The following is a 12,137-nucleotide window of genomic DNA, read 5'->3' as shown; positions in this document are numbered from 1 at the left end:
TGGTCCGCCGCGTCGGCGTTCGACCGCTGGCGCGGCCGGGTTCGGTGATCCGTCCAGGGCTCGGGTGGGTTCAGACCGTGATGAACGCGTACAGGGCCAGGTGGTTGGACTTCGTGCTGTTCACCGTGTGGTCGACGGGTGACGGCCGCACGGCGCCCTTGACGAACAGGTGGTCGATCTTCCTGGTGCCCATGGTGGCCTTCGCCCCGTAGCCGGTCATGCCGAAGCCGCCGAGGGTGGTGCGGGCGATGCCGGTGCGGTTCGCGTCGATCCCGATCACGCGGACGGCCGAGGCGTTCATCAGTCTCGTGGCGTCCGCGCCGACCTTGATGCCGGAGTTCGCGATGCCCGGGTCGCCGGGCCCCGCGCAGGCGTTCTTGCCGTTCTGCTCCGGCAGGTGCATGGAGGCGGCGAAGACCGACGTCCCCGTCCCCTTGATCGTGAACCTCGCGGCGATGGCGCTGGTGCGCTTCCACTTGTGCTTGTTGGCAGCGGCGTCGTCGTTGCTCGGCGGCTTGTAGAGCGTGCACCCGGCCCCGCCGGAGTAGGACGTGCCGGGCTTCAGCCAGCCCGCGCTCCAGTACTTGGAGGTCTCGGCGAGGCCCAGCGTCCTGGTGTTGTAGATGATCCCGTTGGTCTGGCGCTTCTTCAGGTCGCCCAGCGACTGCTGGCTGCAGTGGTGGGAGCCGCCCCACTGCTCGGGGTCGTCCCAGGCCACGATCGCCCTGTAGGTGCCCGCCGGATAGCCGAACTTGGCCGAGAGCTGGTCGGCGTAGGCCGTGGCCTGCCCGGTGCCGCGCACCTGCTGCACGATCAGGAGATCGGGAGCCCGCACGCCGGACGTGCCGGTCTTGCCGTTGTCGTCGACCAGCATCGAGGTGAGGTGGTCGGGGCCCGAGATCCGGGTGCAGGAGCCGTCGGCGTTGTTCCTCACCAGGTTCTCGATGTTGTTGGTGTAGACCCGCAAGACCTGGTCCGCGGTCCTGGTCGCTTCGTGCGCCGTCGTGGCCGGGGCCACGGTGAGCGCGGCGGCCACCGCGAGCGTCAATGATCCGTGAATGAGGAGCATCGCCGTAGAGTAGCGACGATTGACAGCCGGAGTCAGGTGCTCAGTGGCGTGGCGGCGTCGTCGAAGATCTCGGCCAGGACGGCGCGCTGGGTGGGGAGCGCCGCCGCGTGACGGGCCCGGCCCTCCTCCGTGATGCGCACGAACACGCCCCGCCGGTCGGAGTCGCACACGCCGCGCGACACGAGCGCGGCCTTCTCCAGGCGGGCCACCACCCGCGAGAGCGCGCTCTGGCTCAGGTGGACCTCGTCGCAGAGCTCCTGGATGCGCAGCTTCCTGTCATGGCTGACCATCCGGTCGAGCACCTCGAACTCGCTGGGCCCCAGCCCGTGCTTGTCGCCCAGCTCGCGCTCCAGCGCGCACATGGCCCTGGCGTGTTTGGAGAGGACGTCATGCCAGGTGTCGACCACGAACCGCTCGTCCATGCGCGGAGGTTACCACGCCGTAAAGATCATGGTTAGATGCACGCGCATCCAGACGGGAGGTCGCGAAACCGCCGAACCTATCGTGCCCCGAGGTTCCCGGGCGTCCCCCGATGCCGATCAGGTCGCCGGCGCATCGGACGCGCGGTCGCCGGGCATCCAGTGCACATGACCCCGTTCGTACGGGCCGCCGTCGCGTTCCTCGCGTGTGGCGCGGTCCTGATCTCCTGCGGCACGGCGCCTCCCGCGGACACCCCGGCGGAGAGCGCCGCGTCCCCCGGGCCCGCCACCGAGCCGCACACGGCCACGCCCGTCCCCGGCCCCACCGCCACCGCCCCCGTCCGGGTCGAGCGGAACGACGCCGAACCCGCCCTGGTCACCGGGGTGCGGTTCGGCCGGCATCCCTCGTTCGACCGGGTGGTCGTCGACTTCCAGGGCGGCGTCCCCGGCTACACCGTGCGCTGGGTCCGCGAGTCGCACGAGGAGGGCTCGGGCCGGCCGATCGACCTGAAGGGCGGCCGCGCCCTGCACATCCGGCTCGTGCCCGCCAACGCCCACACCGAGGACGGCACCCCCACCTGGAACGGCACCACCGTGCCCGCGGCCGGGGGCATCACCGGCATCGCCAAGACCGGCGACTTCGAAGGCGTCGTCGGCATCGCCCTGCTGGCGCCCGGCGTCACGGGTTTCAAGGTCACCGAGCTCGCCGCCCCGCCCAGACTGGTGGTCGACGTGGCACACTGACCGGGTGGTGAGAAAGATCGAAGGACCTTCACGCATCCCGGTGCCGGGCGGCAAGCTCATCGACGAGCACGTGGGCCGCGTCAACAGCGGCGACGAGGCGATCTCCATCGCCCACATGGTCGCCCCGCCCGGCTGGGACGAGCCCGCCCAGGCCCCCGCCTTCACCGAATACACGCTCGTGCTGCGCGGCACCGTCCTGGTCGAGCACGCCGGCGGCACCACCGAGGTGTCCGCCGGCCAGACCGTCGTGACCGAGCCCGGCGAGAAGGTCCGCTACCGGGTGGGCGACGAAGGCGCCGAGTACGTCGCGGTGTGCCTGCCCGCCTTCAGCCCTGATTCGGCCAACCGCGACGAGTGACTCGTATCATGGGCGGATGAGCCCCACGATTGACGAGATCCGGCGCGCGCCCAAGGTGTTGCTGCACGACCATCTCGACGGTGGTCTCCGCGCCGAGACCATCGTGGACCTGGCCCGCGACACCGGCTACGACCGGCTGCCCACCACCGACCCGGACAACCTGCGCCAGTGGTTCGAGGAGGCGTCCGACTCCGGCTCGCTGGAGCGCTACCTGGAGACGTTCCAGCACACCGTCGGCGTCATGCAGACTCCCGAGTCGCTCGCCCGCGTCGCCGCCGAGTGCGCCGAGGACCTGGCCGCCGACGGCGTCGTCTACGCCGAGGTGCGCTTCGCCCCCGAGCAGCACACCACCAACGGGCTGAGCCTCGACGAGGTGGTGCAGGCCGTCCTGGAGGGCTTCCGCCAGGGGTCCGAAGGGCGCGGCATCCGCGTCGGCACGCTCCTGACCGCCATGCGCCACCAGGCCCGCTCGATGGAGATCGCCGAGCTGTCCGTACGCTACCGCGACGTCGGCGTCGTCGGCTTCGACATCGCCGGCGCCGAGGCGGGCTACCCTCCCACCCGCCACCTCGACGCGTTCGAGTACCTCCAGCGGGAGAACGCCCACTTCACCATCCACGCCGGCGAGGCGTTCGGCCTGCCGTCCATCTGGCAGGCCATCCAGTGGTGCGGCGCCGACCGGCTCGGCCACGGCGTGCGCATCATCGACGACATCTCCGTCTCCGGCGACGGCACCGCCAAGCTCGGCCGGCTGGCCGCGTACGTGCGCGACAAGCGCATCCCGCTGGAGATGTGCCCCACCTCCAACCTGCAGACCGGCGCCGCCGCGTCCATCGCCGACCACCCGATCGGGCTGCTGCGCCGCCTCCACTTCCGGGTCACGGTCAACACCGACAACCGGCTGATGAGCTCCACCACCGTGTCGCAGGAGTTCGCCAAGCTGATCGAGGCGTTCGACTACGGCTGGGACGACCTGCAGTGGTTCACGGTCAACGCGATGAAGTCGGCCTTCCTGCCGTTCGACGAACGCCTCGCGCTGATCAACGGCGTCATCAAGCCCGGATTCGCGCAACTCAAGTGGCAGCCGTGAAACAGGTCTTCCGTTCCAAGACCGCCTTCGTCTTCGGCTGGATCTGGGTGGCGTTCGTCGCGGCCAACGTCATCGACCTAACCCTCCGCTACAGCGGCAAGCCGTCCATGGTCGCGCTCGCCGTGCTGGGCGTGCTCACCGCCGTCGTCTACGTCGTCGCCATCCGCCCGGCCACCGTCCTCACCGAGCCCGGCCTCGTGGGCCGCACCCCGCTGCGGTCCACGTTCGTGCCGTGGGCCTCGGTCGAGGACGTCACCGTGTCCCACTCGATCAACGTCTCCCACTCCGGCTCGCAGACGCTGCGCCTGTGGACCCCGATGACCTCGGCCCGCGAACGCGCCAAGGCCGTGCGCCGCGGCGCCGCCCCCGTCCGTCACGGCCGCTACCAGACCGAGCCCGTGCTCACCAAGGGCGAGCAGGCGGCGGCCGAGGCGATGGCGGGCAAGACCCACGCCGACTGGGTGGGGGAGCAGATCACCTCCCGGGCCGAGCAGGCGAGACTCCGCAAGGACGAGGTGGGCCAGGTCCGCGTGACCTGGGCGTACGACTCGATCGTGGCTTTCGCCGTGGCGGTGGGGTTGATCGTCGCCGCCGTGCTCGTGCCCTGAGTGCCTTTCCCGGGGGCGCGTTGTGGTGGGTGGTTCCCGCGTTCAACGACATCCTTCTCGTGGTGTGCTGTGGCGGGCGGGCCCCGGGGTTCAACGGCATCGTCCTCGCGGTCGGACGCGCTTCGCGCGACGCGGCTCGGGCTGTGCTGTGGGGGGGCAGGCCCCCGCACCCCCGGGCGAGGGAGCTACCGCCCCCTCGCGCACCCCGGTCCCTGCCCGATTGCCAGGAACCCAGCTGATTCGAACTCCGGGTCAACTCCCGTCAGGAGCCCTCGGCTGCCACCACGGAAGGTCTTTGCGACCTGCCAACAGCCCGGGAGACACGGCCTGGCGGGTGAGCAGCGCAGCCGGCTTTCGGGCAGCTTTCCGCGGCGCCCGGTGTGCCAAGGTGGAGGGGTGACAACGGTCTCCCAGTTCCGCAAGGCTGCGCTTTCCAACTCTGACGTGGTCGAAAGTGCTGTCGACGGCGCGCCGGTGTTCGCCGTGGACGGCAAGGAGTTCGCCTTGCTGGATGCGGATGCCCGCGTGTGCCTTCGGTTGCCGGGAGCCGAGGCTGAGGACATGGTGTCCCAGCACGCGACGGCCGAGCGGACGGGTGACTTCGTGCGCCTGCCTGTCAAAGACATCAACGGACAGGCTCTCAACTACTGGGTGCGGCGTGCCTGGCTCGCGTGCGCGCCGCCGGAGGTCGCGGCCCGTGCGTCCACTGCCGACAAGGCCGGCGCGGGCGAGGTCGGTGACCTGCCCAAGGCGATCGGGCGGCCGGCCACCCGGGCGCTGGCGAACGTCGGCATCACCACGCTCGACCAGGTCGCCGGGCTTTCGGACTCGGAACTCAACGCGCTGCACGGGGTCGGGCCGAAGGCCGTGCGGATTCTCCGGGAGACGCTTGAGTCCCGCTGATGGCCACGTGGCTTGCCGCCTCGCGAGACGCTCGATCTTCGGCACAGCCCAGACGGGGAGCCAGGTGACCTGGCGCCACCACCGATTTAGCCGACAACCGTACCGTTCGAACCTCGCGGCGTACTCGCGCGTCTGAAGGTCATGCGCTTCGTCGCCTTTCCCGCCCTCTTCGTGCTGGCCGCCTGCGGCACGGGGGTGGCGGCCGACAATCCGGTCACGTACGCGGCCGACGCCGTCTCCGTCCTGGAGAGCCCCGAGCACGGGCCGCAGCTGTGCGCTGAGATGGCCACGTCGCTGCCACCCCAGTGCGGCGGGCCGGACATCGTCGGCTGGGACTGGTCCAAGGTGCGGCACGAGAGCGTCCGGGGTACGAAGTGGGGCTGGTATCGGGTGGTCGGCACCTGGGACGGCTCCCGGCTGACCCTGACCGAACCACCAGGGGCGGCGGTCGAGCGCGCATCGGAGGAGCACAGCCTGGACAGCCCGTGCCCCGTCCCGGAGGGTGGCTGGCGGCCGGCCGATCCCGCCAAGGCCACCCGGGAAGCGCTCCAGGTGACTAAGCAGCGGCTGGATAACGAGGAAGCCGTGGGCGGGGTGTGGCTCGACCAGAGCTATCTGGACTCGATCCCCGGCTACGACGGCAGTAAGCGGGAGTGGTCGGAGAAGTACGCCAACGACCCGGCCAAGCTGGTGCTGAACGTGAAGTTCACGGGCGACCTGACCGGCCGGGAGGCGTGGGTCCGGGAGAGCTGGGGCGGCGCACTCTGCGTCAGCCAGGCCCAGCGCAGCGAGGAAACGCTCCGGCAGATCCAGGAGTTCATCGGCGACGATCTTGGTCAGCGCTTCACCTCGACCTCCGTCGACATCATGAAGGAGCAGGTGGTCGTGGGCGTCTGGGTGGCCGACGAGGAACTGCAGCAACGGCTGGACGACAAGTACGGCGAGGGCGTCGTGCATCTCCAGGCGGCGCTGAAGCCGGTGCGATAGCCAGTTTCAGGAGCTGTGGCGGTGTCCAGGAGGGCGCCGGTGCCTTCGTGTTCCCTACGGAAAGTGATGCCGTGCGCGCACTGGATAACCACAATCGCCATCGGTGCCCTCGAAAGTGCGGCTAATGTTGCGGCCCTGAACGAGTTCAACCGGCGGGCCCTTGTGCGCCCACCGAGTCGGTGAGAGAAGATGACTGCGAGCAAAAGAGGAGGTGCGCGGCATGGACGACATCAGGACTCGGACCGGTCTGCTCAACCAGAGCGACGCCGCCCGCTTCCTCGGCATCCCCCAGCAGACGTTCAACCACTGGGCGCGCGGCTACGAAAGAGGCCGTCCCCTGCTGCACGTTCTTCCGCAGCCGATCGAGCATCGCATGGCCACCGTTCCCTTCGTGGCCATGGCAGAGGCATACGTCCTGGATGCGCTGCGGGCCGCAGGAGTGAAGCCACGCAAGATCCGCCCTGCGCTGGAGCGGCTCCAGCGAGAGTTCGGGCAGTACGTTCTCGTCGCCCCGGAGCTGGCCACGGACGGCATCGACGTTCTCTGGGACTTTTCGAAGACTTCGCCGGAAGGGGAAGGGCTGATCGAGGGCACCACGGGGCAGCGGGTGATCCGCGAGATCGTGACCGACTATCTGCAGTACATCGTGCGAGCGGAAGACGGCTACCCTGCGATGCTCCGTCTGCGGCACTGGGCGCCTTCGAAGATCGTCGTCGATCCGCTGAGATCTTTCGGGCAACCTATTTTCGAGGAGTCTCGTACCCGAGTGTCGGATGTCGCCGCGATGGTCAGGGCCGGGGAGGACTTCGAGGTGATAGCCGATGAGCTCGGAGTCACCGTTGAGGACGTCCGAACCGCCGCCCGCATCTTCGTGGGCCACGCCGCCTGAGTTCTACCTCGACGAGAACAGTGTCAGCCGAACCATCCGCAGGCTGCTCACCGGACTCGGCTATCGCGTTCACAGTCCTGCGGAGTTGTACGGGTCGAGGGATCAGGCGCTGGGGGCCGATGATGATGACTGGCTGCCGAAGGTAGGTCAGCGAGGCTGGACTGTGCTCGCGACGGATTTCCGGATATTCGAGCGTCCGCACGAGTACGAGGCGTATCTCAAGGCCGGTGTGTCGGTCTTCTTGATGCCGGCGGAGTCGAAAATCGATGAGCGCGTCGAGCTGATAGCAGCGTGTTTGCCGTCGATGTGCAGCGCTGCCAGTCAGAGAGGGGCCGGTGTATGGCGACTCACCACGCGCGGCGCGGAGCCGTACACCGCGCCGGCAGCTCGTAAGAAGCGAGGTAGGAGCCGCGACACGTGAGGCATGGCGAACCATGCTGTTGCGCACGATGGCCCGGGGAGGCGGCCAAGAGAGCCTCTTACGGGCCATGTGCAGCGGGGACGTGGTTCTGTTGAGGTCAGCGGTCGCGGTTGACGAAGCGGTCCATGCCGGCCTTGGCGATGCCGGAGCCTTCGACCTCCTTGGCCGCCTCCGTCTCCGCCGCGAAGGCGCGCTCCACCTCCTCCAGGGACGGGCGCAGGAGGCGGAGGTGGACTCCGGTGGCCGTGCCGGGGAGGGTCCAGCGGTGGACGAGGCCGATGGCGGTGTCCAGGAGGGCGTCGGGGGCGACGATCTCATCGAGGATGCCGAGCCGCTGTGCCTCCTCCGCGCTGATCCGGGACGAGTCCAGCACCAGCCGGAGCGCCCGCCCGCCGCCGACGAGGCGGCTCAGCAGCAGGCTCGACGCGTTGGAGACCGACAGGCCGATGTGGTTCTCCGGCCAGAAGTACTCGGCGCCGGGGGTGCCGACGCGGGCGTCGAAGCAGAGCGTCCACTCGGCGGCGCCGCCCACGGACAGGCCGTTGACCGCGGCCACCACGGGCACCCGGGCCTCCAGGACGGCCCTGGTCAGGTCGTGGAACAGTTCGACCTCGTCGAGCAGCGACCGGTCGACGGCCTGGTTGATGTCCTCGCCGGACGAGAACGCCCGCCCGGTGCCCGTCACCACGATGCCCCGGGCCGAGCCGTCGCCGTGGGCGCGTACGGCCGCCGCGAGGTCCCGGCGCATGCCTTCGGTGAGGGCGTTGAGCTTCTCGGGACGGTTCAGGGTGATGACGGCGACCTCGTCGCGGACCGTGATGTCAATCATGATCTCTCCTCTTCGACGGCTTCGACGGCTTCGACGGCGAACGCTCCGGCACGCTGGTCGGGGCGGAGCAGGTGGCGCTTCTCGACGCGGGCGGACGGGGTGAGCCGGAAGCCGTCCACGAACTCCACAAAAGCGGGGACCTTGAAGCGGGCCAGGCGTTCCCGCGCGTGTTCGGCCAGGCTCACGGCCGTCTCCCTGGAGGCCGGATGGTCCGGCCTGAGCTGGACGAACGCCTTGGGCAGCTCGCCCCACAGGTCGTCGGGCACGGGCACGACGGCGGTGTTCAGGACGGCGGGGTGCTCGCCGAGCACGCGTTCGACCTCGGCGCAGGAGATGTTCTCGCCGCCCCTGCGCACCATGTCCTTCAGCCGGCCGGAGTGGTGGATGTAGCCGTGCTCGTCCTGGAAGCCCAGGTCGCCGGTGTGGTACCAGCCGCCGCGGAGGGCCTCGGCGGTGGCCTCCGGGTGGTTCCAGTAGCCCTTCATCATCGGCGTGCCGCGGACCAGGATCTCGCCCGTACTCTCGTCGATCTTGACCTCCTTGCCGTCCGGGGGCAGGCCCATGGCGCCGGTGCCCACCGTGTCGGCGGCGTCCACGGCGGCGAGCAGGTCGGGGCCGCTCTCGGTGGACCCGTACAGCTCCCGCCAGGGCGCGCCCCACCGTTCCTCGAACGTGCGGTGCAGGTTTGGGGCGATGCCGGAGCACAGGACCAGGCGCATGCGGTTCTCCCGGTCGAGCGGGTGCGGCGGCTGCTTGTGCAGGAGCAGCGGCATCGTGCCGAGCACGTACGTGAGCGTCGCGCCGTGCTCGCGGACGGCGGGCCAGAAGCCGGAGGCGGAGAAGCGGGGGAGCACCACGTGCGGGATGCCGCCGATCAGGCACATCAGCGTGGTCCACTGCGGGTCCATGTAGGAGTACGCCTGCGCGATGATCATGACGTCGTCGTCGCGGAGCCGTACGTGGTCGGCGACGATCCGGGCGCAGCGGATCCAGTAGTCGTGGGTGAGCAGGCAGGCCTTGGGGAAGCCGGTGGTCCCCGAGGTGTACTGAAAATTCGCGATATCGTCCGCGCCCGGCGAGATGTCGGGCGGGACGGCCGGGCCGGCCAGCGCGTCCAGCGTGTACGCGGGACCGGGGATGTGCGGGACGTGCTCCGGCGTCGTCAGCGTCACCACCGCGCCCGAGTCGCGCAGCACGTGCTCCAGGTCGGCGGCCCGGTAGCGGACGTTGACCGGCACGGTGATCGCCCCCGCCTTGAGCACGGCCAGCCAGCTGAGCGGCCAGCCGGGGACGTTCTCCATCATGATCGCCACCCGGTCGCCCGGGCGGACGCCCTTCGCGGCCAGCGCCCCGGCCAGCCGGTCGGACTCGGCGTCCGCCTCGGCGAAGCTCAGAGACGCCTCGGGGAAACGCAGGAACTCGCGCCCGCCGTACCGCTGCGCGGCGTGGCGGACCAGCTCGGGGATCGTTCGGTACGGTTCAGTCACGGGGCGGCTCCCAGGGCAGTTCGGGCAACAGGGAGAAGTCGGCGATCGGCAGCGGGCGGGCCGGGGCGCGGACGGCCGCCAGCCCGATGGCCACGAACTCCGCGCACACCTGCTCCAGCGTCGAGTCGCCGTCCGGGCGGTACCACTCGCTGGTGCCGGTGCACATGGTCATGAGCGCGAGCCGGGTCAGCTTCTGGTCGGCGACGTGGAAGACGCCCTCGCCGACCCCGTCGGCCACCGCCCGCCGCCAGAGATCCTCGTACGCGTCGCGCAGCGCGATGACCTCGGCCAGGGCTGCGGAGCCGGGGGTGAGGGCGCGCAACTCGCCGTCCATGACGCGGGTGGTCATCGGGTTCAGCGCGTGGATGGCGGTGAGCGAGCTGATCAGCAGGGCCAAGCGCTCGGCGGCGTCCTTCACCCCGTCGAGCACCTGCTCCGCGGCCTCGATGAGCCCGCGGTGCCCGGATATGAGCAGGTCGGCGAGGAGGGCTTCCTTGCTGGTGACGTGGTGGTAGATGCCGGCGTTCGTCATGCCGACGGTACGGGCGAGGTCGCGGATGGTCGTGGCCGCGTACCCCTGGCGGGCGAACAGCAGCACCGCCGCCGTCCTGATGCGCAGGCCGGGGTCGGCGTGGCGGTCGGTGAGGTAGGTGGAGAGGGGGGTCATGTCGCCTACCGAACGTTCGGTTGATCCGATATTCCGCACGATAAAGGACAAAAGCCGTATTGCCTAGAGTGGCAGCGCGGGTGCTGCGGTTTGGTCTCACGGATGAGACCAACGAAAAGTTTGGTCTCACGAAGTGAATCCGTGAGACCTCGCGCCGAGTTCGGTCTCACGGATGAGACCAAAGTCCAGGCTCAGCGCCACGCCTCGATGAGCTCTTCCGGTGTGACGTGCCGGACCCCGTCCACGGTGCACCCCGCCCGGGAGACCGCGTACAGCGGTGTGCCGGCGTCGGCGCCGGGCATCTTCGACCGGTGCACGATCAGTTCAGTCAGGTCGTGGTGGTCGAACGGCCGGTTCTCCAGCCACTTGATCGACCCCAGCAGGGTGACCCGCTTGGCCACCGGCTCCCGGTCGGCGCCGACCAGATCGATCTCCGGATCATTGGTCCGCGTCCAGTAACCGCCCACGGCGCCCGTCTCCTCGGGCAGGCCGTCCATGCGCCGCAGCGACTCCCGGACGACGGGCTCCACGGCCATCCCCCGCCAGGCGGTCCATGAGCGTTCGATGCGCTTCAGGGCCAGGTCGCCGCGGCCCCGGTCGATCTCCGTCAGTCCGGGCTCGACGAAGGACAGCCAGAACCGGAGGTGAGTGTCCGCGATGTGGTAGCGGGTCTCTCTGGAGGGCTTCGTGGACAGGGGCAGCTCGGCAGTCACCATGCGCTTGTCCAGCAGGATCTGCATGCCGCGCTTCGCTGAAGTAGCCGGCATGCCGCCTGTGGCCCGCAGGACGGACGAGAACGTGCGCTGCCCCGGCCCGACGGCCTTGAGCAGCATCGTGGCCTGCGCTTCAGGCGGGAACTCCGCTGCCATGGCGCGCACGCCGCTCACCGTGAGCGCCGACATGGGGTCGGGGATGGCGCCGCCGAGGTACTCCCAGAGAGAGGCACCCGTGGGCCACTCGTCGAGGATCATCGGCAGTCCGCCGGTCACGAGATAGGCGTCGATGGCCTCGGCCGGCGGCAGTCGAAGCCGCTCGGCCACGTCCGCCGGAGTCAACGGATGGATCACCATGTCCGACGCCCTCATGTAGAAGGGGCGGTCGTACTGGTTGATCGCCTCCATGACAGAAAGATCGGAGCCGATCAGGATGAGCAGCATCGGCCGCCGGGAGAACTCGCGGTCGAAGAGCCGCTGCAGTCTGCCCTCCAGATGCGGGTCCTGAGCCATCATGTACGGCAGCTCGTCGATGACGACGATGCTTGGCGAGTCCTGGGGCACCGCCTGCGCCAGGAGTCTCAGCGCGCTGTCCCAGGACGTAGGGACCATCTCGCCGAAGAGCGCCGCCCCCGGCAAGTCGGATGTGGCGACGGAGGCACTGAAGCTCGCGAGCTGCTCGCTGATCGGCTCCGTGGCCGCGGTGTAGAAGACGGACGGCACACCGGACCGATGGATGAACTCCTCCGCCAGCCGCGACTTGCCGACCCGGCGGCGACCCCGCATGAGGACGGCGCGCCCCGGCCGATCACCGGTGCCCACCCTGGTGAAGAAACGCCCTAGCGCCGCCAGCTCGCGGCTACGCCCGATGAACACGCTGCACCTCCTGGTAGAACCAAATTTGGACCCACCAAAAGTGGATGGTCCAAATTTGGTCCTATCCTAGATGCCCG

Annotated in this window: 14 protein-coding genes; 8 read left to right on the top strand and 6 right to left on the bottom strand. The window is 69.5% G+C overall.

Features of this window, described 5'->3' with window-relative positions; translation table 11 throughout:
- Positions 1–70 precede the first annotated feature (70 nt).
- Positions 71–1,069, bottom strand: coding sequence for a hypothetical protein (locus tag ACIBF7_RS28545; protein ID WP_148036940.1), 999 nt, complete (start codon positions 1,067–1,069; stop codon positions 71–73).
- 32 nt (positions 1,070–1,101) lie between these two features.
- Positions 1,102–1,491, bottom strand: coding sequence for a MarR family winged helix-turn-helix transcriptional regulator (locus tag ACIBF7_RS28540; RefSeq protein ID WP_148036941.1), 390 nt, complete (start codon positions 1,489–1,491; stop codon positions 1,102–1,104).
- A gap of 165 nt (positions 1,492–1,656) precedes the next feature.
- On the opposite strand from ACIBF7_RS28540, the gene ACIBF7_RS28535 reads away from it, so the two are divergent.
- The 8 genes from ACIBF7_RS28535 to ACIBF7_RS28500 all read left to right on the top strand — a co-directional run bounded on the left by ACIBF7_RS28535 (position 1,657) and on the right by ACIBF7_RS28500 (position 7,488).
- Positions 1,657–2,232 (top strand): hypothetical protein, encoded by a 576-nt coding sequence (locus ACIBF7_RS28535; RefSeq protein WP_187281631.1) that lies wholly within the window; start codon positions 1,657–1,659, stop codon positions 2,230–2,232.
- Positions 2,233–2,236: 4 nt separating this feature from the next.
- Positions 2,237–2,590 (top strand): AraC family ligand binding domain-containing protein, encoded by a 354-nt coding sequence (locus ACIBF7_RS28530; protein ID WP_148036943.1) that lies wholly within the window; start codon positions 2,237–2,239, stop codon positions 2,588–2,590.
- 16 nt (positions 2,591–2,606) lie between these two features.
- Positions 2,607–3,680 carry an adenosine deaminase gene (locus tag ACIBF7_RS28525; protein ID WP_148036944.1) on the top strand — a complete coding sequence of 358 codons (1,074 nt, stop codon included), beginning with the start codon at positions 2,607–2,609 and terminating at the stop codon, positions 3,678–3,680.
- Positions 3,677–4,288, top strand: coding sequence for a hypothetical protein (locus ACIBF7_RS28520; RefSeq protein WP_397198542.1), 612 nt, complete (start codon positions 3,677–3,679; stop codon positions 4,286–4,288). Before ACIBF7_RS28525 ends, ACIBF7_RS28520 begins: the two co-directional genes overlap by 4 nt.
- Positions 4,289–4,684: 396 nt before the next feature.
- The gene (locus tag ACIBF7_RS28515) at positions 4,685–5,191 is read left to right on the top strand and encodes a hypothetical protein (RefSeq protein ID WP_397198541.1); all 507 of its coding nucleotides are present in this window, start codon (positions 4,685–4,687) and stop codon (positions 5,189–5,191) included.
- A gap of 141 nt (positions 5,192–5,332) precedes the next feature.
- Positions 5,333–6,178: a hypothetical protein gene (locus ACIBF7_RS28510; RefSeq protein WP_397198540.1), complete on the top strand. Its 846-nt coding sequence runs from the start codon at positions 5,333–5,335 to the stop codon at positions 6,176–6,178.
- Between the two features lie 220 nt (positions 6,179–6,398).
- On the top strand, positions 6,399–7,067 hold the full coding sequence (locus ACIBF7_RS28505) for a DUF433 domain-containing protein (RefSeq protein ID WP_148036948.1): 669 nt from the start codon (positions 6,399–6,401) through the stop codon (positions 7,065–7,067).
- Entirely contained in the window at positions 7,018–7,488 is a 471-nt protein-coding gene (locus ACIBF7_RS28500; RefSeq protein WP_187281632.1) for a hypothetical protein, read from the top strand. Before ACIBF7_RS28505 ends, ACIBF7_RS28500 begins: the two co-directional genes overlap by 50 nt.
- Before the next feature lie 97 nt (positions 7,489–7,585).
- Here ACIBF7_RS28500 and ACIBF7_RS28495 read toward each other — a convergent pair whose 3' ends face one another.
- The 4 genes from ACIBF7_RS28495 to ACIBF7_RS28480 form a co-directional block, all read right to left on the bottom strand.
- Positions 7,586–8,317, bottom strand: a complete 732-nt coding sequence (locus tag ACIBF7_RS28495; RefSeq protein WP_271278904.1) for an enoyl-CoA hydratase/isomerase family protein — start codon at positions 8,315–8,317, stop codon at positions 7,586–7,588.
- Entirely contained in the window at positions 8,314–9,804 is a 1,491-nt protein-coding gene (locus ACIBF7_RS28490) for an AMP-binding protein (RefSeq protein ID WP_397198539.1), read from the bottom strand. The genes ACIBF7_RS28495 and ACIBF7_RS28490 overlap by 4 nt, the downstream gene beginning before the upstream one ends.
- Entirely contained in the window at positions 9,797–10,471 is a 675-nt protein-coding gene (locus tag ACIBF7_RS28485; RefSeq protein WP_397198538.1) for a TetR/AcrR family transcriptional regulator, read from the bottom strand. Before ACIBF7_RS28485 ends, ACIBF7_RS28490 begins: the two co-directional genes overlap by 8 nt.
- A 191-nt stretch (positions 10,472–10,662) precedes the next feature.
- Entirely contained in the window at positions 10,663–12,060 is a 1,398-nt protein-coding gene (locus ACIBF7_RS28480) for an ATP-binding protein (RefSeq protein WP_397198537.1), read from the bottom strand.
- Between the last annotated feature and the right edge of the window lie 77 nt (positions 12,061–12,137).

Origin of the sequence: Nonomuraea sp. NPDC050478 (genome assembly GCF_044458265.1) — a bacterium.
Lineage (GTDB): Bacteria > Actinomycetota > Actinomycetes > Streptosporangiales > Streptosporangiaceae > Nonomuraea > Nonomuraea ferruginea.
The sequence above is the reverse complement of the archived record's forward strand: the minus strand, read 5'-3'. Positions and strand labels throughout refer to the sequence as shown.